18 protein-coding genes are annotated in these 23273 nt (G+C 70.1%); 7 read left to right on the top strand and 11 right to left on the bottom strand.

What is annotated here, in order from left to right; all coding sequences use genetic code 11:
• Window positions 1-15: 15 nt before the first annotated feature.
• The 4 genes from COA07_RS08655 to COA07_RS08640 form a co-directional block, all read right to left on the bottom strand.
• Window positions 16-774, bottom strand: a complete 759-nt coding sequence (locus tag COA07_RS08655; protein WP_096640809.1) for a class I SAM-dependent methyltransferase — start codon at window positions 772-774, stop codon at window positions 16-18.
• Complete coding sequence (gene prfB, locus COA07_RS08650; RefSeq protein ID WP_066713661.1) at window positions 774-1901, bottom strand: peptide chain release factor 2; 1128 nt, start codon at window positions 1899-1901, stop codon at window positions 774-776. Before prfB ends, COA07_RS08655 begins: the two co-directional genes overlap by 1 nt.
• Window positions 1902-2025: 124 nt before the next feature.
• Window positions 2026-4536, bottom strand: coding sequence for a penicillin-binding protein 1A (locus COA07_RS08645; protein ID WP_096640807.1), 2511 nt, complete (start codon window positions 4534-4536; stop codon window positions 2026-2028).
• 50 nt (window positions 4537-4586) lie between these two features.
• Window positions 4587-5876, bottom strand: coding sequence for an N-acetylmuramoyl-L-alanine amidase family protein (locus COA07_RS08640; RefSeq protein ID WP_245842071.1), 1290 nt, complete (start codon window positions 5874-5876; stop codon window positions 4587-4589).
• Between the two features lie 473 nt (window positions 5877-6349).
• Between COA07_RS08640 and COA07_RS08635 the strand changes: the two genes are divergently transcribed.
• The 4 genes from COA07_RS08635 (at window position 6350) to COA07_RS08620 (ending at window position 11676) form a co-directional block, all read left to right on the top strand.
• Entirely contained in the window at window positions 6350-9043 is a 2694-nt protein-coding gene (locus tag COA07_RS08635; protein WP_096640901.1) for an Rne/Rng family ribonuclease, read from the top strand.
• A 118-nt stretch (window positions 9044-9161) separates the two neighbouring features.
• Complete coding sequence (locus COA07_RS08630) at window positions 9162-10553, top strand: M48 family metalloprotease (protein WP_066711973.1); 1392 nt, start codon at window positions 9162-9164, stop codon at window positions 10551-10553.
• Window positions 10550-11260, top strand: coding sequence for a DsbA family protein (locus COA07_RS08625; RefSeq protein ID WP_245842070.1), 711 nt, complete (start codon window positions 10550-10552; stop codon window positions 11258-11260). The genes COA07_RS08630 and COA07_RS08625 overlap by 4 nt, the downstream gene beginning before the upstream one ends.
• A gap of 65 nt (window positions 11261-11325) precedes the next feature.
• Window positions 11326-11676 carry a DUF3147 family protein gene (locus COA07_RS08620; RefSeq protein ID WP_066711977.1) on the top strand — a complete coding sequence of 117 codons (351 nt, stop codon included), beginning with the start codon at window positions 11326-11328 and terminating at the stop codon, window positions 11674-11676.
• Window positions 11677-11713: 37 nt separating this feature from the next.
• On the opposite strand, the gene COA07_RS08615 is transcribed toward COA07_RS08620, so the two are convergent.
• From COA07_RS08615 to COA07_RS08595, 5 genes are all read right to left on the bottom strand, one after another.
• On the bottom strand, window positions 11714-12418 hold the full coding sequence (locus tag COA07_RS08615; protein ID WP_066711978.1) for a CPBP family intramembrane glutamic endopeptidase: 705 nt from the start codon (window positions 12416-12418) through the stop codon (window positions 11714-11716).
• Between the two features lie 9 nt (window positions 12419-12427).
• Window positions 12428-13393 (bottom strand): class II fructose-bisphosphatase, encoded by a 966-nt coding sequence (gene glpX / locus COA07_RS08610; RefSeq protein ID WP_066711980.1) that lies wholly within the window; start codon window positions 13391-13393, stop codon window positions 12428-12430.
• Between the two features lie 123 nt (window positions 13394-13516).
• On the bottom strand, window positions 13517-14335 hold the full coding sequence (dapD, locus tag COA07_RS08605; RefSeq protein WP_066711982.1) for a 2,3,4,5-tetrahydropyridine-2,6-dicarboxylate N-succinyltransferase: 819 nt from the start codon (window positions 14333-14335) through the stop codon (window positions 13517-13519).
• A complete protein-coding gene (locus COA07_RS08600; protein WP_066711984.1) occupies window positions 14332-14997 on the bottom strand; it encodes a pyrimidine 5'-nucleotidase in 666 nt (221 codons plus the stop codon). The genes dapD and COA07_RS08600 overlap by 4 nt, the downstream gene beginning before the upstream one ends.
• 75 nt (window positions 14998-15072) lie before the next feature.
• Window positions 15073-16917, bottom strand: a complete 1845-nt coding sequence (locus tag COA07_RS08595; protein WP_096640805.1) for a methyl-accepting chemotaxis protein — start codon at window positions 16915-16917, stop codon at window positions 15073-15075.
• Between the two features lie 207 nt (window positions 16918-17124).
• Between COA07_RS08595 and COA07_RS08590 the strand changes: the two genes are divergently transcribed.
• The 3 genes from COA07_RS08590 to COA07_RS08580 all read left to right on the top strand — a co-directional run bounded on the left by COA07_RS08590 (window position 17125) and on the right by COA07_RS08580 (window position 20530).
• Window positions 17125-18303, top strand: coding sequence for a carbohydrate porin (locus tag COA07_RS08590; RefSeq protein WP_174525817.1), 1179 nt, complete (start codon window positions 17125-17127; stop codon window positions 18301-18303).
• Between the two features lie 70 nt (window positions 18304-18373).
• Complete coding sequence (locus tag COA07_RS08585; RefSeq protein ID WP_245842099.1) at window positions 18374-19495, top strand: DUF47 family protein; 1122 nt, start codon at window positions 18374-18376, stop codon at window positions 19493-19495.
• A gap of 21 nt (window positions 19496-19516) precedes the next feature.
• Window positions 19517-20530 (top strand): inorganic phosphate transporter, encoded by a 1014-nt coding sequence (locus COA07_RS08580; RefSeq protein WP_066710397.1) that lies wholly within the window; start codon window positions 19517-19519, stop codon window positions 20528-20530.
• A 48-nt stretch (window positions 20531-20578) separates the two neighbouring features.
• Here the strand turns inward: COA07_RS08580 and COA07_RS08575 are convergent, their stop codons facing one another.
• Both COA07_RS08575 and COA07_RS08570 read right to left on the bottom strand, forming a co-directional pair.
• Window positions 20579-22264, bottom strand: a complete 1686-nt coding sequence (locus COA07_RS08575; RefSeq protein ID WP_066710394.1) for an arylsulfatase — start codon at window positions 22262-22264, stop codon at window positions 20579-20581.
• A gap of 62 nt (window positions 22265-22326) precedes the next feature.
• Window positions 22327-23253, bottom strand: a complete 927-nt coding sequence (locus COA07_RS08570; RefSeq protein ID WP_066710406.1) for a TauD/TfdA dioxygenase family protein — start codon at window positions 23251-23253, stop codon at window positions 22327-22329.
• Between the last annotated feature and the right edge of the window lie 20 nt (window positions 23254-23273).

Below are 23273 nucleotides of genomic sequence, written 5' to 3'. Positions count from 1 at the left end.
GGTGCGGGCGGACGGTCAGCCGGCGCTGCGCGCCCGCGCGCCCATCCGGCACGCGCGGATCGACGCCGGGTCCGGCCGCGCGCCGGCAGCGCGGAAGGTGGCGAGATAGCCGCCCGCCGAGCGCATCTCGCGGAAATCGACCGGGGCATAGCCGACCGCCGCGAATTCGCAGCGCAGCAGCATCGGCGGCGTGCCATGGTCGCGGGTCGCGCGATCGGCGTCGACCACCACGACCAGCCCGTCGCGGCGCAGCGACGGGCGCATCCGCCACAGGAATTCGTACGGCTGCGCGATCTCATGATACATGTGCACCATGAAGATCCGGTCGAAGCTGTTCTCCGGCAGCCGCGGATCGGCGGGCAGGCCCAGCCGCACGCTGACATTCTCCAGCCGCTCGCGCGCGACGCGCTCGGCCAGCGCATCGCGCACCGCCGGGACGATATCCTCCGCCAGGACGCGCCCGTCCGCGCCGACGCGCGCGGCCAGCCGGGTGGTATAATAGCCCTCGCCCGCGCCCAGATCGGCGACGGTCATGCCGGGGCGGATATCGGCCAGGTCCATGACGCGCCCGGCCTCGTTCAGGCGATCGCGCGCTTCCTCGTTCGACCAGCGCGGCGACACGATGCGCGCGATCGGGCGGTCGGCGGCGGGGAACGGGCCGGGGCTGGCGGTGGGTTCCGGCTTGAGGAGCGGTTTCGACCCGTCGCACGCCGTCAGCGACGCCAGCAGCGCCGCCGCGACGACGACCGAGGATAGCGCCCCCCCGGCGATCATCAGTCGACGTCCTCCACGACCACCGCCTCGCCGGTCACGCGCTGCGACAGCGCCGCCGCCATGAAGTCGTCGAGGTCGCCGTCCAGCACGTCGCCGGGCGCGGTGCTGGTCGTGCCGGTGCGCAGGTCCTTCACCAGCTGATAGGGCTGGAGCACATAGCTGCGGATCTGGTGGCCCCAGCCGATGTCGGTCTTGCTGGCGTTCTCGGCATTCGCCGCCGCCTCGCGCTCGGCCAGTTCGCGCTCGTACAGGCGCGCGCGCAGCTGGTTGTAGGCCTCGGCCTTGTTCTTGTGCTGCGACCGCTGGTTCTGGCACTGCACGACGATGCCGGTCGGCAGATGGGTGATGCGGACCGCCGAGTCGGTGGTGTTGATGTGCTGACCCCCCGCGCCCGATGCGCGATAGGTGTCGATGCGCAGCTCGCTCTCGTTGATCTCGACCTCGATATTGTCGTCGATCACCGGATAGACCCACACGCTCGAAAAGCTGGTGTGGCGGCGCGCGGCGGAATCGTAGGGGCTGATCCGCACCAGCCGGTGCACGCCCGATTCCACCTTGGCATAGCCATAGGCGTTCTCGCCCTTGATCAGCAGCGTCGCGCTCTTGATCCCGGCCTGTTCGCCCGCGTGATAGTCGATCAGTTCCACCTTCATGCCGCGTCGCTCGGCCCAGCGGGTGTACATCCGCTGCAGCATCCCGGCCCAATCCTGGCTCTCGGTGCCGCCCGCGCCGGCGTTGATTTCCAGATAGGTGTCGTTGGCGTCCGCCTCCCCTGCTAGCAGCGCCTTGACCTTGTCGGCCTGCGCGCGATCGGCGAGCGTCTTGAGCGCCGCGACGCCCTCGTCCGCCATTTCGGCGTCGCCCTCGGCCTCGGCCATCTCGATCAGTTCGGCGGTGTCGGACAGTTCGCGCTCGATGTCGCGGGTGGCGGTGATCGCCTCGTCCAGCCGGCGACGCTCGCGCATCACCGCCTGCGCCTCCTTGGGGTTGTTCCACAGCGCCTGGTCCTCGACGCGCGCGTTCAGCTCGTCGAGCCGGCGCAGCGCGCGGTCCCAGTCGAGGAAGCGGCGCAACAGCGCCAGCGCCTCGTTGATGCTATCGACATGGGCCTGCGCTTCGGCGCGCATAGGAACTCTCCAAGGTCACGTCATTCCAGCGCGGGCTGGAATCTCGTGCGGCTCAAGCATCGCTTCGCAACCGGGAGATCCCAGCCGGTGCCGGGACGACGAAAAAAGAACGATCGCGGCGGGCTTAGTAGATGCCGCCCTGCTTCTGCAAGAAGTCGCTGTCGCTGGCCGCGCGCGTGGCCGGACCGGTGGTGGGCGCGGCGGTGGGCGTGGCGGCGGGTCCGGCGCGGCGCGCGCGCGGCGCCTCGCTCTGCGGCTTGAACGCTTCCCAGATCACCGCCGCCTTCGGATCGGCATCGGTCGGGAAAGTGCCGTAGACCGGGCGGCCGCTGGCGCGGTCGATGCGCACCATGCGGATGCCCGGCGGCGCGCGGAACGGCAGCACCGGCAGGCCGTCATACGCCTTGACCGCCCATTCCTTGAACACCGGCACCGCCACCGTGCCGCCCTGCGCATAGCCGCCCAGGCTGCGCGGGCTGTCATAGCCGAGGTACAGGCCGGCGATCATCTGCGGCGTGCCGCCGATGAACCATACGTCGGTCGGGCCGGAATTGGTGCCGGTCTTGCCGAAGATCGGACGCCCCAGGTCGCGCAGCGCGGTGGCGGTGCCGCGCTGGATGACGCCTTCGGTGATGTGCACCATCTGGTAGGCGCTCATCGCGTCGAGCACCTGGCGACCGCGCATCGCCGGGCGCGGCATTGCCTTGCCGTCCCACTCGCGCATGTTGCAGCCGTCGCAGGCGCGCCAGTTTTCCGGCCAGATCACCTGCCCGTTGCGGTCCTGCACCACGTCGATCAGCGACGGATCGTGCCAGCGGCCCCAGTTGGCGAGCACGCCATAGGCGTTGACCATCTTCTCCACCGTCGTCTCGCCCGCGCCCAGCGCGTAGGAGAGATAGGGCGAATAATCGCCGATCTGCATCGCCTTGATGAGCTTGACGACATTGGCCATGCCGGTCTGCGCCGCGGCGCGCACCGTCATCAGGTTGCGCGACTGTTCGATGCCCCAGCGCATCGTGTGCGGGCCGGCGCCGCGCGAATTGCCGAAGTTCCTGAAGCATTTCTGCCCCAGTCGCGCGCCCTGGTAGACGCAGAACGGCCCGTCGACGATGATCGACGCCGGGGTCATGCCGTGTTCCAGCGCGGCGGAATAGACGATCGGCTTGATCGTCGATCCGGGCTGGCGCATCGCCTGGGTGGCGCGGTTGAACGATTGCACGCTGGCGTCGAACCCGCCCTGCATCGCCAGGATGCGCCCGGTCATCGGTTCCTGCACCACCATCCCGCCGGAGATGCGCGGGACCGAGCGCAGCGCGAACGCACCGCCCGCCGATGGCGCCACCGCCAGGATGTCGCCCGGCTTGATCGCGCCGAACGCCGGACTGCCGACGCCGCGCACCGGCATCTGCGCCGCGCCGCGCGGCAGCGTGCCGGTCGACCCGTCGGCGAAGCCGAGTTGCCACGCATCGCCATCGCGCGCGATCACGATGCCCGCGCGCCAGTCCGAATAATCGAGCGCGATATTGGTGTTGAGCAACGCGCCCAGCCACGTGCCGCCATCGCCCAGCTCGACATGCCGCAGCGGCCCGGACCAGCCACGCCCGCTGTCGAAGCGCAACAGGCCGTTGCGCAGCGCCGCGGCGGCATATTCCTGCACCCGCCGGTCCATCGACGTGCGCACCCACAGCCCGCCGGCATAGACGCTGTGCGGCCCGTCGTCGGCATTTTCGCCGAACCGGTCGATCAGTTCGCGGCGAACCTCCTCGACGAAATAGCCGCCGACACGCTCGAACTTGGGCGTGCGCCGCGCGATCGCGCCGATCGGTTCGGCCGCGGCGGCGCTGGCCTGCGCCTGCGTCACGAAACCGTTCTTGACCATCTCGCGCAGCACGTAGTTGCGCCGTTCCAGCGCGCGATCGGTGCTGCGGAACGGATCGTAATTCGCCGGTCCCTTGGGCAGGATCGCCAGATAGGCCATCTGCCCGAGCGTCAGCTCGTCCAGTTCCTTGTCGAAATAGGCGTGCGACGCGGCCTCCACGCCATAGGCGTTGCGGCCCAGGAAGATCTGGTTGAGGTACAGTTCGATGATCTGCTGTTTCGACAGCGTCTGTTCGATCTTGTACGCCAGCAACGCCTCACGGATCTTGCGCGTGGGCGAATATTCGTTGCCGATCAGCAGGTTCTTGGCGACCTGCTGCGTGATGGTCGATCCGCCGCGGGCGCGCTGGCCGGTGCCGAACTTGCGCGCATAGTCGATCACCGCGCCCGCCAGGCCGGGGAAGTCGACGCCGTGGTGCTCGAAGAAGGTCTTGTCCTCCGCCGCCAGGAACGCGCGCACCAGCAGCGGGGGATATTCGGCGAAGGCCAGCTGCACGCGCCGTTCGCGCGCATAGGAATAGATCGGCGATCCGTCGCCCGCCCGCACGTTGGTGGGCAGCGGCGGCTGATACGCCTTCAGCTTGTCGACCGAGGGCAGGTCGCGCGCGAACACCAGCCAGAACACGCCCGCGGCGACCGCCGCCAGCCCGGCCAGCCAGACGCCCCAGCGCACGATTCGCCGCCGCCACAGCCCCGCCAGCGCACCGCCGGCGCCGCGGCGCGCGGTCATCGTCTCGCTGGGGGTATCGGAAGCCATAGGCGCCTGCGTTTAGCAGGTTCGCGCCCCGTGGAAAGTACGGGGCCGCGTCACTTCATCGCGAGGCGGCGCGCGAAATAGACGTCGACGGCGCGCTGCACGCTCTGCGCGATCTTCGCGCGGCCTTCGCGGCTGTCGAGGAACGCCGCGTCGGAGGGGGTGGAGAGATAGCCGGTTTCGAACAGGATCGAGGGCATGTCCGGCGCCTTGAGCACCAGCAGCGAGGCGGTGCGGTGGAAATCGGCCTTGGTCGGGATCAGCGGCCGCGCCTCACGCCCCAGCAGCCGCGCGAACCCGGCGGAGGCGTTCATCGTCTCGCGCTGCGTCAGGTCGATCAGCAGCGAGGAGACGTCGGCGTTGCGATCCAGGTTCACGCCCGCGATCACGTCGGCCTTGTTCTCGCGCGCGGCCAGCCGGGCGGCTTCCTTGTCCGATGCGACGTCCGACAGGGTATAGGCGGTCGCGCCGCTGGGCGTCCCTTCGCCGACGCTGTCGCAATGGATGGAGATGAACAGGTCCGCCTTCAGCCGCCGCGCCATGCCGAAGCGTTCGCGGTGCAGGATGTAGCGGTCGTCGTCGCGGGTCAGCGCGACGCGCACGCGCCCGCTGTCCAGCAGCGCGGTGCGGATCGCGCGAGCGATGCGCAGCGTCACGTCCTTTTCGCGCAGCCCGGTGTCGGGGTTGATCGCGCCGGGATCGACCCCGCCGTGCCCGGCGTCGATGACGACCAGCGGGCGATCCGCCTCCCCCTCCACGCGCGGCAGCGCGACGCCCGCGGCGGGCGGCGGCACGGGGACCGAGACGCGGACGCGTCCGCGCGGCGGGGGTGTGTCGGCATCGCCGCTCTTCCCCCAGTTCCACGGCAGGAAGCGCAGCGGCCCGGCGGCGGAGGCGGCGGCGAAGCCGGCCGCGTCGACACGCCGCAGCCGTAGCGCCAGCGCCCGCCCGCCATCGACGAAGCGCCCGCCCGCCACCACCATCGGCTGCGCCAGGTCCAGGACGATGCGCGCGCCGTCCTGCCCGCGCCGCGCCATCCGCACGGGCGCACCCGCCGCCGATGAGGACGCGGCCGGCTGCGCCCCATCGACGTCGATCGCGATCCGGTCCGGTCCGGGCAGGACGAAGCTGGCGGCGCGCGCCACTGCCGCGTCGAAGCGGATGGTGACTCCGTCCGCGCCGACGTCGACACGCTCGACCGTCGCCGCCAGCGCGGGCGCGCCGGGGAACAGGCCCATCAACAGGACGGCAAGCAGCGACACGCCGCTTCCATGCCGCCACCATCCCCGTGCGGTCCAGCGAAAAGCCCGCTGGCCGTCGATCGTCGCCGTGCGTTGCATCATGCCGGCGGTGTTAGGCAACGTGGTTTCAAGCCGCGGTTGCCGCGCGCGGTTAACGTTGTGTTCGGAAAGAGATTGCCGGCGCATTTGCCATGTCGCCGGCCGAAACGTGCCGGTTGATGCGCGGGCGCGGCAATGCTACCCCGTCATTTCGGGGAAAGGAGCGTGCCTGGCGCGCAACTTGCTCCCCGAACTAACTGCCCGCCCGGCATGTCGCCGGCACCGGGCCATCAGGTTGACGCTCGCAATGCCGTATTCCGCCCGACCGCTGTTCCGACCGGCCCCTGCCGGCGGTGACGGTACGGTCGCGGCCTTCGTCGGTCCCCGGCACGTCCGGGGCCTGCGGCCAGCGACAGCAGCACCCATCACCATCCGCGCCGCCGCCCCCTTCGGGCGGGCGGCCGCGCCTTATCGTCGCGCCGCGGCGCCCCATGCGGGCAGGCCGGGCGCGTGGAGACCGTTCAATGACCACGCGCATGCTGATCGACGCACGCCACCGGGAAGAAACCCGGGTGGCCGTCGTCAAGAGTAACCGGATCGAGGAATTCGATTTCGAAAGTGCCGAGCGCAAGCAGCTCAAGGGCAATATCTATCTGGCCAAGGTGACGCGCGTCGAGCCGTCGCTGCAGGCGGCCTTCGTCGATTACGGCGGCAACCGCCACGGCTTCCTGGCCTTTTCCGAAATCCACCCGGATTATTACCAGATCCCCAAGGAGGATCGCGACGCGCTGCTGCGTGAGGAAGCGGAACACGCCGCCGAGGAAGCCGCGCTGCGCGCCGAGCTGGACGCCGCCGACGATGACGAGGACGGCGACGAGGATGCCGACGACGATCACGCCGACGACGTGGACGCCGGCGACGACGATCACGGCGGCGACGATCATGGCGGGGACGCGCCGCGTCGCCGGTCGCGCGGCAACGGCGGCGGCAACGACGATCAGGTCGAGGCGCTGCGCCAGCGCCGCATGAACCTGCGCCGCCGCTACAAGATTCAGGACGTCATCCGCCGCCGCCAGGTGCTGCTGGTGCAGGTCGTCAAGGAGGAGCGCGGCAACAAGGGTGCGGCGCTGACCACCTATCTGTCGCTGGCGGGCCGCTATTGCGTGCTGATGCCCAACACCTCGCACGGGGGCGGGATCAGCCGGAAGATCTCGAACGCGGCCGATCGCAAGCGGCTGAAGTCGATCATGGCCGATCTGGCGCTGCCGGCGTCGATGGGCTGCATCGTGCGCACCGCCGGGCTGCAGCGCACCAAGACCGAGATCAAGCGCGACTTCGACTATCTCGCCCGGCTGTGGGACGAGATCCGTGAAAAGACGCTGACCTCGTCCGCGCCCGCGCTCGTCTATGGCGACAGCGACCTGATGAAGCGTGCGATCCGCGACATCTACAACAAGGACATCGACGAGGTGATCGTCGAGGGCGACGAAGGCTATCGCCAGGCGCGCGAATTCATGAAGCTGCTGATGCCCAGCCACGCCAAGAAGGTGAAGCATTACAGCGACCCGGTGCCGCTGTACCAGCGCGCCGGCGTGGAGGACCAACTGGCGGCGATGTACCATCCGGTCGTCCAGCTGAAGTCGGGCGGCTATCTGGTCATCAACCCGACCGAGGCGCTGGTGTCGATCGACATCAACTCCGGCCGGTCGACCCGCGAACACAATATCGAGCAGACCGCCACCGCGACCAACCTGGAAGCGGCGCAGGAAATCGCGCGCCAGCTGCGGCTGCGCGACATGGCGGGCCTGGTCGTCATCGACTTCATCGACATGGACAACAATTCCAATGTCCGGAAGGTCGAGAAGGCGATGAAGGAGGCGCTGAAGAACGACCGCGCGCGCATCCAGGTCGGCCGCATCTCCAGCTTCGGGCTGATGGAGATGAGCCGCCAGCGGCTGCGCACCGGCGTGCTGGAGGCATCGACCCGCCCGTGCCCGCATTGCGAGGGTACCGGCTTCGTGCGCACCGCGTCGTCGTCGGGCCTGTCGGCGCTGCGCCTGCTGGAGGATGAGGCCGCGCGCGGGCGCGGATCGCTGCTGACGCTGCGGTGCAGCCAGGAAGCGGCCTTCTACGTCCTCAACCGCAAGCGCGCCGACATCGCCGAGATCGAGGATCGCTACGGCGTGCAGGTCGACATCATCGCCGACGGCGAGCAGGAAGGCGCGCGCATGTCGGTCGAGGCGTCCGGCCCGCCGCCCGCGCACGCACCCAAGTTCGACCGCCCGATCGAGGATCTCGAGGACGATCTCGACATCGAGGAAGAGGACGAGATCGAGGAGGAGGACGAGGCCGTCGAGGAAGACGAGGCGCCGTCCGAACGCCGCGAGCGCGCCGAGGGCGAGGGTGACGGCGAGGGCCGCAACGGCCGCCGCCGTCGCCGCCGCCGTGGTCGTCGCGGCCGCAACCGGCCCGAGGGCGAGAGCGAGGACGGCGAATCCGCGGAGCGCGACGTCGACGCTCCTGCCGCCGAAGCGGATGAGGACGCCGAGGCCGAGGCCGTTGCGGACGACACCGCTCCGGTCGAGGCGGAGGGCGAAGGCGCCGGTCGCCGCCGTGGCCGCCGCGGCCGTCGCGGTCGCCGTCGCGACGGTGACCGTCCGGCGGAGGGCGATGCCGCCGGCACCGAGCCGGTGAGCGACGCCGTCGAGGCGGAAGCCGAGGCCGAACCGGTCGTCGCGGCCGAGCCGGAGGAGGCGCCCGCGCCCGAACCGGCGCCCAAGACGCGCCGCCGCCCGCGCGCCCGCGCCGCTGCCCCGGTCGAAGCGGCCGCGGTCGAGGAAGACGCCGCGCCCGCGCCCGCGCCGGTCGCCGAGGCCGCTGCGGCGGATGCCCCGGCCAAGCCCAAGCGCACCCGCCGCAAGAAGCCGGTCGAGCCGATCGCCGAGGCGGGCGATGCCGGTCCGGTGAACGACGGCCTGGGCGCGCCCGAGCCGGAAGCCGACGAGCCGGAAGCGGCCCCCGCCCCGGCCAAGCCGAAGCGTACGCGCCGCAAGAAGGCCGACGCCCCTGCCGCCGAGCCGGCCGAGGCTGCTCCGGCAGCGGAGGCCAAAACCGATGGCGACGACGCCCCGTCGGATGCTTCGTCGGATGCCACCGAGGACGAGGCGAAGGACGACGGCGCCCCCACCACCCCGCGTCGCGGCTGGTGGCAGCGCACCTTCGGCGCATGACGGACCCGGCCGCCCTCCTCCCCCCGCCGCCGCGCGGCGTGGACGGACGGGGGCGGCCGGCCGCTTCGGCGACGTCGGGTCAGCGGCGGTTCAGCGACCGTCGCTATCCCGGCGCGCGATGACGCCCCGACCCATCCGCCGCGCGACCGCGCGCCGCGCGCCCTTCCGCCGGTTCGTGATCGGCATCGCGGTGACGGTGCTGGTCGCCGCGCAGCCCGCACAGGCGCAATCGATCCTGCGCGATGCGGAGACCGAGGCGCTGCTGCGCGACATGTCGGCGCCGCTGGTCACCGCCGCTGGGCTGCGCCCCACCGACGTCCAGTTCGCGCTGGTCAACGACGATTCGATCAACGCCTTCGTCGCTGGCGGGCAGATCGTCTACATCCACACCGGGCTGATCCAGGCGGCCGACAACGCCAACCAGGTGCAGGGCGTGATCGCGCATGAACTAGGGCATATCGCCGACGGCCATATCATCAGCGGCGAACAGGCGCAGAAGCCCGCGATGGGCATCTATCTGCTGTCGATGGTCCTGGGGCTTGCCGCGATGGCGGCGGGCGGGGGCGAGGCGGGCGCGGGCATCCTGGCCGCCGGGCAACAGGCCGCGCTGGGCAAATACCTGTCGTTCACCCGCGTGCAGGAAGCGACCGCCGACGCCTCCGCGGTCCGCTACCTCAATACCGCGAACATCACCGGCAAGGGGATGCTCAGCTTCTTCAAGACGTTGCAGCAGCAGGAATATCGCTACGGGACGAAGAACATCGACCCGTTCATGCAATCGCACCCGCTGTCGGGCACGCGCATCCAGACGCTGACCGCCGATCTTCAGGCGTCGCCGGCATGGAACAAGCCGTCCGACCCGGCGATCGAGGAGCGGTTCCGCCGCGTGAAGGCGAAGCTGGACGGTTACCTGCTCCCCCCGCCGCAGGCGATGCAGAAATATCCGGAAAGCGACCAGTCGGTCTATGCGCATTACGCGCGCGCCTATGCCTATCATCGTGCCGGCTACCCCGACAAAGCCGATGCCGAGGCGGAGGCGCTGGTCGCGCATTCCCCCGACGATCCCTATTTCCAGGAGATCATGGGCCAGATCCTGCTGGAAGCGGGCAAGCCCAAGCTGGCGATCGCCCCGCTCAGGCAGGCGACCGAGGGGTCGCGCAACGACCCGCTGATCGCCACCACCTACGGTCATGCGCTGATCGCCACCGAAGACCCCAAGAATTACGACGAGGCCAAGCGCGTGCTGCGCACCGCAGTGGGCCGCGATACGGAGAATCCGTTCGCCTGGTTCCAGCTGGGCACCGTCTACGAACTGACCGGGGACGAGGCGCGTGCCGCGCTGGCGAGTGCCGAGCGCGCCAGCATGGTCGGCGACCATCGCACCGCCGTCGATCGCGCGCGCGCGGCGATGGCGGGCCTGACGAAAAATACCCCCGACTGGATCCGCGCGCAGGATATCGCGATGACCTCGCAGACCGCGGCCGACAAGGACAGGAAGAAGAAACGGTGAACCGCGTCTGGTTGCTGGGAATGGTGGTGCTGGGCGCGTTGTTCGGCGCGGGCGGCATGTGGCTGGCCAATCGCGCCGCGCCGGATGCGGGCGACCGCGCGCGCACCGAACAGGTGGTGCGCGAATATCTGCTGGCCAACCCGGAGATCATCCCGCAGGCAATGCAGAAATTGCAGGAACGCGACGCCGCCCGCGCGGTCGCCGCGTCGCGCGGCGTGATCGAGGAACCCTATGCCGGTGCATGGATCGGCAATCCCAAGGGCGATGTCACGCTGGTCGAATATTACGACTATAATTGCGGCTTCTGCCGCGCCAGCCTGCCGACGATCGACCGGCTGGTCGCCGCCGACCGCAACCTGCGCGTGGTGTTCAAGGAATTGCCGGTCCTGTCCGACGAAAGCCGCACCGCCGCGCGCGCCGCGCTGGCGGCGGCGTCGCAGGGGAAGTTCAAGGCGTTCCACGATGCGCTCTACGCCGCCGGCCCGGTCAGCGACGCGACGATCGCGCAGGCCGCTAAGGCGTCCGGCGTCGACGCCGCGCGCATCCCCGCCGATGCCGATGCGACGATCCGCCAGAACATGGAAACCGCCGCAAAGCTGGGCATCACCGGCACGCCCAGCTGGGTGGTGGGCGACCAGGTGCTGAGCGGCGCGCTGCCGATCGAACGGCTGCAGGACGCGATCGCGAAGGCGCGCGCGGCGCGCTGAGCGCGGAGGCGCACTCGGCGTCCCGCCCGCTTCCGTGACGGACGTCGCCGCGCTACGACGGGAAGATGCTGTATCTCACCCTGAAAGCCGCCATTTCCGGGGTTCTGATCGCGATCGCATCGACGCTGGCCAGACGTTATCCGGGCTTCGGCGCACTCATCGCATCGCTGCCGCTGGTGTCGGTGCTCGGCATGATCTGGCTGTGGGGCGAAAAGCCGGATGCCACCAACATGGCCGCGCATGCGCAGGCGACCTTCTGGTACGTCCTGCCCTCGTTGCCTATGTTTCTTCTCATCCCGTCGCTGCTTCGGCACGGGTTGGGGTTCTGGCCCGCGCTGCTGGCAGGATGCTGCCTGACCATCGCGCTTTATGCGGCCATGACGTGGCTGGCGCCGCGCCTGGGCGTTCAGCTGTGACGGCGCCGCGCCCCGCTTCGGCTCGGCATCGCGCCCCTCACCAACGCACCCGCCCCGACAGCACCGGCCGCAGCATCAGCGCGTTGAGGTCGATCGCGATGTGCAGCGCGATCGCGGTCCATAGCTGCCCGGTCAGCAGGTAGACGAACGCCAGCAGCGCGCCCGACACCGCGGTCGCCGCCACCCCGCGCCAGCCCTGGTAACGGTGCGCGATGCCGAACAGCGCGGTCGCCACCGCGAACCCCGCCAGCGCCGATCCAGTCACCCACGCGATGGCGATCGGCAGCAACAGGCGGAAGAACGCTTCCTCGTTCACCCCCGCGCCGATCGACAGCGGCACGCTCCACAACAGGCCCGCGGAGGTGCGCGGCATCAACCCCTCGACATCGCCCAGCCCCAGCGGGCGCCCGCGCCAGCGTTCGGCCAGCGCCAGCATCGCGCCGCCCAGCATGATCCCGCCGACCACCCACAGCGCCCCGGCATCGACGACGATCGTGCCCCCCGCCCAGCGGATCGCGGCGGCGCGCGCGGGGAAAAACTCGGGCGGCAGCGCGACCAGCGCGTTCAGCCGTCCGGTCAGCGCCAGCACCGCCAGCGTCGTCCCGCCCAGCCACACGCACTGCCGCCACAGGCGGCGCGCCGGGCCGCGGCGTACCGGCGTCCAGCCGACAGGCAGCACGCCGCCGCGCAGATAGGCCCAGAGCGCGCCGAGCGCCGCCGTCAGCGCGACGAGGGCGATCACACGGGGCCGTTACTGGTCGAGGCGGTGTTCGCCCTTCACCCAGCGCACCGTGCCGGACGAGGCGCGCATCACGACGCTTTCGGTCGTCATCACCTTGCCCTTGCGCTTGACCCCGGCGAGCAGCGAGCCGTCGGTCACGCCGGTGGCGGCAAAGATGCAGTCGCCCTTCGCCAGTTCCTTCAGGTCGTACTGGCGGTCGAGATCCTCGATCCCCCATTTGCGCGCGCGGGCGCGTTCGTCGTCGTTGCGGAACAGCAGCCGGCCCTTGAACTGCCCGCCGACGCAGCGCAGCGCCGCACAGGCCAGCACGCCTTCCGGCGCGCCGCCCGATCCCATGTAGACGTCGATCGTGGTGTCGGGATCGGACGTGGCGATCACGCCAGCGACGTCGCCGTCGCCGATCAGCACCACGCCGCAACCGATCGCGCGCAGCTCGGCGATCAACGCCTCGTGCCGCGGGCGGTCGAGGACGCAGGCGATGATCTCGCTCGGCTTCACCCCCTTGGCCGCCGCGATCGCCTCGACATTCTGGGTCGGCGTGCGGTCGAGGTCGATGACCCCGGCGGGCAGGCCGGGGCCGACCGCCAGCTTGTCCATATAGACGTCGGGCGCGTTGAGCAGCCCGCCCGCCTCCGCGATCGCCAGCACCGCCAGGCTGTTCGGCCCCGACTTGGCGCAGATCGTGGTGCCTTCCAGCGGATCGAGCGCGATGTCGATCTTCGGCCCGTTGCCGGTGCCCACCTTCTCGCCGATGTACAGCATCGGCGCCTCGTCGCGCTCGCCCTCGCCGATGACGACGGTGCCCTCCATCGGCAGTTCGTTGAGCGCGGCGCGCATCGCCTCCACCGCGGCGGCGTCGGCGGCCTTTTCGTCGCCGCGCCCGGTCAGCGTCGAGGCGGCGATCGCCGCCGCCTCGGTCACGCGCACCATTTCCAGCACGAGCACACGGTCGAGAACCTTGCTGGCGGTCGGCATCGCTTTTCCTCTTCATCCACGGGCGGTTGCTGCGCCCGTGGATAGGCGCGGCACATGACGGTGTCGAGGCAGCGCGGTGATTTTGTTTTACATGTTATACGCGCGCACCGCCCCGTTGCGGGATCAGTCGCGCAGCAGTTCGTTGATGCTGGTCTTGCTGCGGGTCTGCGCGTCGACGCGCTTGACGATCACCGCGCAATACAGGCCCAAATTGCCGCCGGTCGACCCGGGCACGACCACCGCATAGGGCGGTACTTCGCCGCGATACACCTCGCCGGTGGCGCGGTCGATGATCTTGGTCGACGCGCCCAGGTACACGCCCATCGACAGCACCGCGCCCTCGCCCACGCGCACACCCTCGGCCACTTCGCTGCGCGCGCCGATGAACGCGCCGTCGCCGATGATGACCGGATCGGCCTGCAACGGCTCCAGCACGCCGCCGATCCCGGCGCCGCCGGAGATGTGGACGTTCTTCCCGATCTGCGCGCAGCTGCCGACGGTGGCCCAGGTATCGACCATCGTGCCTTCGCCGACATAGGCGCCGATGTTGACGAAGCTGGGCATCAGCACCGCGCCCTTGGCGACATGCGCGCCGCGGCGCACGATACTGCCGGGCACCGCGCGGAAACCCGCGGCGCGGAATTCCGCCTCGCTCCAGCCGGAGAATTTCGACGGTACCTTGTCGAACCAGTGGCCCGCACCGGGACCATTGTCGATCAACGCATTGTCGTTGAGGCGGAACGACAGCAGAACCGCCTTCTTCAGCCACTGGTTGACGCGCCAGCCGCCGTTGCCGTCGGGCTCGGCGACGCGCGCGGTGCCCGCGTCCAGCATCGCCAGCGCGCGGTCGACCGCCACGCGCACCTCGCCCCCGGTGGTCAGCCCCAGATCGGCGCGATTGTCCCAGGCGGCATCGATCGTCGCGGAAAGCTCGGCGGTCATTGGTCCTCCAACAGTGACTGGACCCAGGCGGTGACGTCGGTCACGCGCAGGTCGACATAGGATCGGTCGGCGTCGTGGTGCTGCTCGGACCCGTTGTCCACCCATACGGTCGTCATGCCGATCGCCTTGGCGGGGGCCAGGTTGCGGGCCATGTCCTCGACGAACAGCGCGCGGGTGGGGTCGATGCCGAACGCCGCGCACAGCCCGGCATAGGCGCCGGGCGCCGGCTTGGGCACCAGGTCCATCGCATGGATGTCGTGCACCGCCTCGAAACTCTGCCCCAGGCCCAGCCGCTCCAGCACCTTCAGCGCATAGGGGCGGTCGCCGTTGGTGAAGACCAGCTTGCGCCCGGGCAGCTGCGCCAGCGCGGCGGCGAGCGGGGCGTTCTCCTCCAGCACGTCCATCTCGATATCGTGGACGAACGTCAGGAAGGCGGCCGGATCGATATCATGCTCGGCCATCAGCCCGGCCAGCGTGGTGCCGTGGCCCAGGAAATAGTCCTTCTGGATGCGTCGCGCCTCGACCGGGTCGACCGACAGGAAATCGGCGATGAACGCGGTCATCCGCGCGTCGATCAGCGCGAAGAGGTTCGCGCTCGCCGGATAGAGCGTGTTGTCGAGATCGAAGATCCAGGTGTCGATATGGGCAAGCGCGGGGGGCATCGCCCGCGCTGATGCCCGATGGCCGCGGGATAGTCGAGCCGGATCGCGCCTCCCTGCCCGTCTACCCCCTGCCCGTCAGAAGGACGACCAGTCGTCCTCCACCGCCAGCGCGGCGTTGCCGGCCTGTCGCACGATCCGCTGCGGCGCGAGCCGGGCGGTGGCCGCGGGCGCCGGCGCCGGCTCGGCACGCGCGGTCGCGAGCGGCGTGACGGCACCGCCGCCGGTGCGGAAGCGCGCCACTTGCGAGGCGAGCATGTCCGCTTCCTCCGCCAGGCTGCGCGCCGCGGCGGTCGCCTGTTCGACCATCGCGGCATTCTGCTGCGTCACGCCGTCCATTTCCGACACCGCGGTGCTGACCTGAACCAGGCTGGTCGATTGCTGTTCGGCCGACGCCGCGATCTCGCGCACCAGCCCGTTGATCTCGGTGATGCGCTCGATGATCCGGGTCAGCGCCTCGCCCGTCTCGCCGACCAGCCCGACGCCGTTGCCGACCTGGTCGGCGGAGGCGGTGATGCGCGCCTTCACGTCCTTGGCCGCGTCGGCGGACCGCTGCGCCAGCGCGCGCACCTCGCTGGCGACGACGGCGAAGCCCTTGCCGGCATCGCCGGCGCGCGCCGCCTCGACCCCGGCGTTGAGCGCCAGCAGGTTGGTCTGGAACGCGATGCCGTCGATCACGCTGATGATGTCCGAAATCTCGCCGGACGTGCGCTCGATCGCGCCCATCGCCTCGACCGCGGCCTGCATCACCTCGCCGGAACGCTGCGCCTCGTCGCGCGCCTGTTCGACGGCGGCATTGGCGCGCGCCGCGCGGGCAGCCGATTCGCGCACGCCGCTGGTGATCTGTTCCATCGCGGCGGCGGTCTGCTCCAGGCTGGCGGCCTGCTGCTCGGTGCGCTGGGACAGGTCGTCCGACGCCTGGCGGATGTCGGCGGCGCCGTTGTTGATGCCGCTGGTCGAATCGGACACGCGCCTCATCGTCGACTGCAGCGCCTGCGCGGCATTGTTGAAATCGCTCTTCAGCTTGGCGAACGGCCCGGTCAGCTCGGCATTCACGCGCACCATCAGGTCGCCGTCCGCCAGCCGCGACAGCGCGTCGCCGACGCTGCCGACGATCAGGTCGGTCTGTTCCTGCTTGGCGCGCTCGGCCCCGGCCAGCTGATCGCGGAACGCCAGCGTCGCGCCGGCCAGCTGCCCCAGCTCGTCGCGACGCGATGCGGCGGGCACCTCCACCGACAGGTCGCCCTCGCTCATCCGCCGCACCACGCCGACCAAGGCGATCAGCGGCGCCACGACGAACCGGCGCGCGGCATAGCCCACCAGCAGCACGACCAGCACGGTGATCGCGGCGGCGCCGACGATCAGGATGTTGGCCAGCGACGCGGTCGCACTTGCCCCGGCCGCGACGGCGTCGGCGTGCCGGTCGATCGTGTCCGACACCTCCGACATGCTCTTTTCCAGGGTGTCGAAGCTCTTCAGGAACGCCGGCAGTTGCGCGCCCGCCCTCGCCGGATCGACCTGCGCGGCCTTCACGATCGCTTGCGCCGCGGCGGCATAGCGATCGGCGTCGGCGGTGATGCGCGTGGCCGCCTGCGCGACGTCCGGCGCGGCGACATAGGCGCGATCGACCGCCAGCGCCTCGCGCAGCGCGGCGATGTCCTTGGTCAGCGATCGCGCGGCGTCGGCGGAGTCCAGCCCCGGATTGTTCCGCGCCGCCAGCACGGTCAGCACGTCGCCGCGGATCGCGTCGTGCATCATGTCGGCCGTCATGTGATTGCGTACCAGATCACCGGAATCGTTCAGCCGCGCGACCGCGCCCGCCTGGATCCGGCTGGTCCATACGCTGGTCGCGCCGGCGGCCAGCACAAGGACGGCCAGCGCCGCGATCGCGATCCACGTCATCCGGTTAATCGATCGGGTCATGTCTGCTCCCCATGACGAATGAGGCCGCAAGCATAGTTAGAGATCGCAAAATTTATCTTAATCCTGCCGGAATGGTTGTGATCACCTGTTACCAGACGATCAATCCGGAACATAAAAGTCGTCTTTACCGTATTCTACAAACATTCCTGCATCGCCGTGCGGCTAATCGGATCGCCGGAGGTACGGATGCGCAACACCTACAACATAATGCGCCCATTGATCGCGGCCGCAGCGACGACCGCGATGTTCGCCGCCGCCCCGGCAACTGCGCAGGATGCGCCCGCGGCGGAACCAATCGTGAAGCTGTCGGCCAGCTATAGCGCCGAAGTGATCGGCGTGGTGGATGGCGGCGCGGCACGCGGGGCGCGGGCGCTCGACAATCTCGACATCACCGCCGACGTCGATCTGGCGCGTGCGATCGGGTGGCGCGGCGCGTCCTTCCACGCCGACGTGCTCAACAATTTCGGCGGCAATCCCAACGACCTTGCCGGCACGTTGCAGGGCATCGACAATATCGAGGTCACCAGCCAGCGGCTGAAACTGTACGAGGCGTGGGTGGAACAGGCGCTGGGCGGCGGCGTGACGCTGCGCGCGGGGCTGTACGACCTTAACAGCGAATTCTACGTCAGCGATCCGGCCGGGCTGCTGGTCAACCCGATCTTCGGGATCGGATCGGAACTGTCGTCGACCGGGCCGAACGGGCCGTCGATCTTCCCGTCCACCGCGCTCGCCGCGCGGCTGCGTGTGGAGCGCGGGCGCGGCTATGCGCAGGCGGCCGTCATCAACGCCACCGCCGGCACGCTGGGCGACGACGGCGGCATCGACACCAGCGCGCGCAATGGCGTGCTGGTGATTGCGGAGGCGGGGATCACCGCGCCGCTGCGGCTGGGGATCGGCGGCTGGCGCTATACCAAGCGGCAACCGGGCGTGATCCCGCCGGGCGTCACCCCGGTGGAGGAGCGGTTCGACGCGCAGGACGCCTATGTGCTCGCCTCGTTCGACCTGGCGGGCGCCGAGGGCGACGTGGCGCATACCGCGGTGTTCGCGCGCGCCGGCGTGTCCGACGGGCGCACCACGCCGTTTTCGGGCGGCTGGCAGGCGGGCGTGCTGATCGACCGGCTGTTCGCCGCGCGCCCGGCCAGCATGCTGTCGCTGGGCGCGGGCAGCGGCGTGCTGTCGCGCCCCTATCGCGACGGCGCACCCGCCGGCTCGCCGCCGTTGACCGGGGCGGAGACGCTGTTCGAGCTGACCTATTCGGACGAGCTGCTGGCGGGCCTGTCGATACAGCCCGACGTGCAATATATCCTGCACCCCGGCGCCGACCGGTCGGTGAAGGACGCAATCGTGCTGGCGCTGCGCTTCTCCTATGCCTGGCCGGCGGACTGACGCCCCCTGTTTTCCCGCACCGATGCGGCTATGATGGCCGTTTACGCCATTCCCGCGCCGGAGCTTTTCCATTCGCCAGATCGCCGCGCTTCCCTATCGCCTCGACACCCAGGACACGCGCGACGTGCAGGTGCTGCTCGTCACCTCGCGCGGGACGGGGCGGTGGGTGATCCCCAAGGGCAATATCGACCCGCGCCTGTCGCCGCATGACGCCGCCGCGATGGAAGCGCGCGAGGAAGCGGGCGTGGTCGGCGCGCTGTCGCCGGTGCCGCTGGGCAGCTATCGCTATCGCAAGCGGCGCGGCAGCGGCGCATCGCTGATGGCCGATGTGGAGGTGTTTCCGCTGGCCGTCAGCGAGGAGCTGGACAGCTGGAAAGAGCAGGGCGAGCGCGAACGCCGCTGGTTTCCGCTTGCCCGCGCCGCCGATGTGGTGGACGAGCCCGACCTGCGCGACCTGATCCGCTCCTTCGCGCCGGCCGATTTCCGGGCGGCGATTCGGCGCGGGCGTCAGGCGGGCATGGTCGCCAAAGACTCTGGATGGGGTTCGATGTTCGGTTGGTTTCAGCGCCTGCTTCCCAGGACGGGCAATTTCTTCGAACTGTTCGAGGCGCATGCCGCCGCGGTACAGGCCGGCGCGGAAGCGACCGCGCGGCTGTTCGCGGGCGGCCCGGCCGCCGCGGAGCATATCCGCGAGATCAGCGAACGCGAGCATGACGCCGACGACATCACGCGCGAGGTGCTGGTCACCGTCCGCAAGACGTTCCTGACCCCGTTCGATCGCGGCGCGATCACCGCGCTGATCGGCGCGCTGGACGATACGGTCGACGAGATGCAGGCCGCCGCCGCCGCGGTCGACCTGTACGGCCTGAACGACTTCGCGCCGGAAATGCGCGACATGGCTGCGCTGGCCGTCGATGCCGCGCGGCTGGCGGCGGAGGCGATGCCGCTGCTGCGCGACGTCACCCGCAACGGCGAACGGCTGCACGAACTGACCGAGCGGCTGATCCGTATCGAGGGCCATGCCGACGAGGTCCATGCCGCCGGGCTGAAGCGCGCGCTGCGCGACCACGGCACCGCCGACACGCTGCGCTTCGTCACCGAGCGCGAGATCTACAAGCATCTGGAGCGCATCATCGACGCGTTCGAGGATGTCGCCGACGAGATCGACGGCATCGTCATCGACCACGCCTGACCGGTCCGGGACGATACAGCCATGCACGAACTGGCCTTTCCGCTGCTGGTCGGCCTGATCGCGGTCGCGCTCGCGTTCGATTTCCTCAACGGCCTGCACGATGCGGCCAATTCGATCGCCACGGTCGTCGCCACGCGCCTGCTGTCGCCGGTGCAGGCGGTGCTGTTCGCCGCCGCGTTCAACTTCGCCGCCTATTTCCTGACGATCGCCATCCCCAGCCTGCATGCGGTGGCGGAAACGATCGGCAAGGGGCTGATCGACAAGGACGTGGTGACCCCGGCGGTGATCTTCGGCGCGCTGGGCGGGGCGATGTCGTGGAACGTCATCACCTGGCTGCGCGGCATTCCGTCGTCCAGCAGCCACGCGCTGGTCGGCGGGCTGATCGGCGCGGGCGTCACCCATGCCGGCATCGGCGCGGTGAAATGGGGCGGCCTCAACAAGACGCTGTTGGCGATCGTGCTGTCGCCGACGCTGGGGATGATCCTGGCGATGCTGGTGATGCTGCTGTCCAGCTGGGCGTTGCGCCGCGCCACCGCGAACCGGGCGGAGCGCAATTTCCGCGCGCTGCACCTCCTGTCGTCCGCCGCCTATTCGCTCAGCCACGGGCTGAACGATGCGCAGAAGACGATGGGGATCATCACCGTGCTACTCTATTCCACCGGCTATCTGACCGGCCCGTTCGAGGTGCCGCACTGGGTGGCGATCAGCTGCTATGTCGCGATCGCGGCGGGCACGATGACCGGGGGGTGGAAGATCATCGAGACGATGGGCAGCCGCATCACCAAGCTGTCGCAGCACCAGGGGTTCAGCGCCTCGCTGGCCGGGTCGATCGTGCTGTTCACCGCCTCCGCGCTGGGCATTCCGGTGTCGACCACCCACACGATCACCGGTGCGATCATCGGCGCGGGCACCGCGCGGCGCGCGTCGGCGGTACGCTGGGGCGTGGCGCAGAACGTCGTGATGGCGTGGATCATTACCATTCCCGCCTCCGCGACGATCGGCGCGCTGTTCTACGGCCTGACGCTGCTGTTCTGAACCGCCCGACCGGCCCGCGATCGCGGCGCGGGCCGGCGCCTCGTCACCTCACGGATAGCGGCTCGGGGTCGAGGGCATGATGACCCCGGTTTCCTTGCCGTAGCGATCCCAGGCGGCGACCAGCGCAGCCAGCCGCGCCGGTTCGCGCGCCGCCAGGTCGTGCGTCTCGCCCGGGTCCTCGGCCAGGTTGAACAGCCGCCAGCGGTCGCCCAGGTTCACCGCCTTCCAGTCGCCCTGGCGCAGCGCGCGGCGGCCGAACAATTCGCTGCCGATCGCCTCGTCCGGCGCATGGACGCGCGCCGCCCCGCCCGTCAGATACGCGCGCCAGCTGACGCCGCGCACCGGCTGCACCGTCCGCCCGGCGTAGGTGGCACCGCGCCAGTCGCCGCCCGCCGCCTCCACCAGCGTCGGCACGACGTCCATCACCGTGCCGAAGGCGTGGCTGATCCCGTGCCGCCGCGCGCCCGGCCAGTCGATGAACGCGGCAACGCGCGTCCCGCCCTCGGTCGTGTAACCCTTGTACAGCCACGACGGCGCGGTCGCTGCCTGCGCCCAGCCCGGCCCGTACCAGGCATAGGAGGTCGCGGTGCCGATATTGTCGATGCGATTGTCCGCCGCCTTCACGCGCGCCTGGAACGCGGGGATCTCGATCTTCGCCAGGTCCGCCCCCTCGGCGCCATTGTCGGCGGTGAACAGGATGATGGTGTTGTCGTAGCGGCCGGTGCGCTTCAGGTAATCGATCACGCGGCCGACATTCCGGTCCATGCGGTCGACCATCGCGGCATAGACCTCCATCAGCCGCGCCTGTTCGCGTCGCTTCGCCGGCGACAGTTCGGCCCAGCGTTCGCCCGCGGGCAGTTCGACGTCATGCGCCGCGACGTTCGCCGGGACGAGGCCCAGCGCCTTGAGCCGCGCCAGCCGGCGCTGGCGCAGCGCCTCGAACCCGTCGTCATATGCCCCGCGATAGCGCGCGATATCCTCGGCCGGCGCCTGCAACGGCCAGTGCGGCGCGGTGAAGGTGAGATAGGCGAAGAACGGCTTGCCCGCATCGGCACGGCCCAATTGCTCGATCAGCTTGCCGGCATAGGCGTCCGACGAGTAGAAATCCGCGGGCAGCGCCGCCAGCCGCCGCCCGTTCTCCCAATAGGTCGTGCCCCCGTCGCCCGGCGCCTTCGACAGGTCGGTCCCGAAATGACTGCCGCCGCCCTGCGCCAGGTCGAAGCTCTGGTCGAAGCCGTGGCGCGCGGGGCTGTCCTCCTCGCGCACGCCCAGATGCCATTTGCCCGACATCATCGTGGCATAGCCAAGGTCGCGCAGCCGGTCGGCCAGCGTCACGATATCGCCGGGCAGATAGCCTTCGTAGCCGCGCTGCCCGCGCTGGTTGGGCGCCCACATCTCCGCCATGTTGCCCAGCCCGGCCAGATGGTTGTCGGTCCCCGACAGCAGCATCGAGCGGGTCGGCGAACAGGTGGGCGCCGAATGGAACCCGGTCAGCCGCAGCCCGCGCAGCGCCAGCGCGTCCAGGTTGGGGGTGCGGATCTCGCCGCCGAACGCGCCCAGATCGGAATAGCCCAGGTCGTCGGCGACGATCACCAGGATGTTCGGCGGGGCGGCCCGCGGCGCCGGCGCGGCGGGTGCGGGCGCGGCGGCAGGCGTCGGCGCGCGCGCCGCATTGAGCGCCACCGGGGCGAGCATCGTGCCCGCCAGCAGCGCGGCGGGAAGAAGGAAGCGCATCGAACGGCTCCGGTGAAGATGGACAGGCCGGCGCGACACGCACCGGCCCGGGAAGGGATGGATCAGGCCGCGGCCGCTTCGGGCTTCAGCGCGCGGCTGTGCGTGCCGTCGATCGCGACCGGCACCGATCCGGCGATCGTCGCGCGGCGCAGGTGGCGCTTCTGCTTGCCGAAATCGGCGATCGCGCGGTGCTGCGTCGCGCGATTGTCCCAGATGGCGACATCGCCCGGCTGCCAGCGCCAGCGCACCGTATTCTCCGGCTTGGTGATATGCTCCTGCAGCGTCTGGAACAGCCGGCTCGAATCCTCGCGGTTCAGCCCGACGAAATTCTTGACGAAATTGCCCAGCAGCAGCGCCTTCTCGCCCGTCACCGGATGGACGTGCACGACCGGATGCTCGGTTTCGTAGACGGTGGAGGCGAACACCTCGCGGTGGCGGCGGATCTGTTCGTCCGACGCCTCGGGCCGGGCGACGGCATAGTCATAGGCGTTGGTGTGCACCGCGCGCAGGTCCGCCACCAGCGCCTTGAGCGCGGGCGGCAGCCCTTCGTAGGCGGCGACCCCGTTCGCCCACAAGGTATCGCCGCCCGCGGCCGGGATCACCAGCGCGCGCAGGATCGACGCCGCCGGAAAGGCCGGCAGGAAGGTGATGTCAGTGTGCCATTGCGACGCCGCCTCCCCCTCGCGCGAGTTGAGTTCCAGCAGGAAGCGCGATCCCTCGGCCACCGGCACGGTCGGATGCGCCAGCGGGTCGCCCAGCCGGCCGGCGAACGCCTCGTGCGCGGCATCGTCCAGCTGCGTCTGGCCGCGGAAGAAGATCACCTTGTGGCGGACCAGCGCGCGCTTGATCGCCTCCACGGTCACTTCGTCCAGGTCGCCCGACAGGCGCACGCCGCGCACCTCGGCGCCGATCCGCCCCGCGACGGGCACGATGTCGAGCGGGCTTTCGGCGTCCGCGGCATTGTCGAACTGGTGCTGCAATGCGGTCATGTCGATCACTCCTTCGATGA

Source organism: Sphingomonas adhaesiva (assembly GCF_002374855.1).
Classification (GTDB): domain Bacteria; phylum Pseudomonadota; class Alphaproteobacteria; order Sphingomonadales; family Sphingomonadaceae; genus Sphingomonas; species Sphingomonas adhaesiva.
The sequence above is the reverse complement of the archived record's forward strand: the minus strand, read 5'-3'. Positions and strand labels throughout refer to the sequence as shown.

Coding starts and splice junctions, on each gene's coding strand:
- COA07_RS08655 (WP_096640809.1), bottom strand. CDS start 774: ATGATCGCCGGGGGGGCGCTATCCTCGGTCGTCGTCGCGGCGGCGCTG.
- prfB (WP_066713661.1), bottom strand. CDS start 1,901: ATGCGCGCCGAAGCGCAGGCCCATGTCGATAGCATCAACGAGGCGCTG.
- COA07_RS08645 (WP_096640807.1), bottom strand. CDS start 4,536: ATGGCTTCCGATACCCCCAGCGAGACGATGACCGCGCGCCGCGGCGCC.
- COA07_RS08640 (WP_245842071.1), bottom strand. CDS start 5,876: ATGATGCAACGCACGGCGACGATCGACGGCCAGCGGGCTTTTCGCTGG.
- COA07_RS08635 (WP_096640901.1), top strand. CDS start 6,350: ATGCTGATCGACGCACGCCACCGGGAAGAAACCCGGGTGGCCGTCGTC.
- COA07_RS08630 (WP_066711973.1), top strand. CDS start 9,162: ATGACGCCCCGACCCATCCGCCGCGCGACCGCGCGCCGCGCGCCCTTC.
- COA07_RS08620 (WP_066711977.1), top strand. CDS start 11,326: ATGCTGTATCTCACCCTGAAAGCCGCCATTTCCGGGGTTCTGATCGCG.
- glpX (WP_066711980.1), bottom strand. CDS start 13,393: ATGCCGACCGCCAGCAAGGTTCTCGACCGTGTGCTCGTGCTGGAAATG.
- dapD (WP_066711982.1), bottom strand. CDS start 14,335: ATGACCGCCGAGCTTTCCGCGACGATCGATGCCGCCTGGGACAATCGC.
- COA07_RS08600 (WP_066711984.1), bottom strand. CDS start 14,997: ATGCCCCCCGCGCTTGCCCATATCGACACCTGGATCTTCGATCTCGAC.
- COA07_RS08595 (WP_096640805.1), bottom strand. CDS start 16,917: ATGACCCGATCGATTAACCGGATGACGTGGATCGCGATCGCGGCGCTG.
- COA07_RS08590 (WP_174525817.1), top strand. CDS start 17,125: ATGCGCCCATTGATCGCGGCCGCAGCGACGACCGCGATGTTCGCCGCC.
- COA07_RS08580 (WP_066710397.1), top strand. CDS start 19,517: ATGCACGAACTGGCCTTTCCGCTGCTGGTCGGCCTGATCGCGGTCGCG.
- COA07_RS08575 (WP_066710394.1), bottom strand. CDS start 22,264: ATGCGCTTCCTTCTTCCCGCCGCGCTGCTGGCGGGCACGATGCTCGCC.
- COA07_RS08570 (WP_066710406.1), bottom strand. CDS start 23,253: ATGACCGCATTGCAGCACCAGTTCGACAATGCCGCGGACGCCGAAAGC.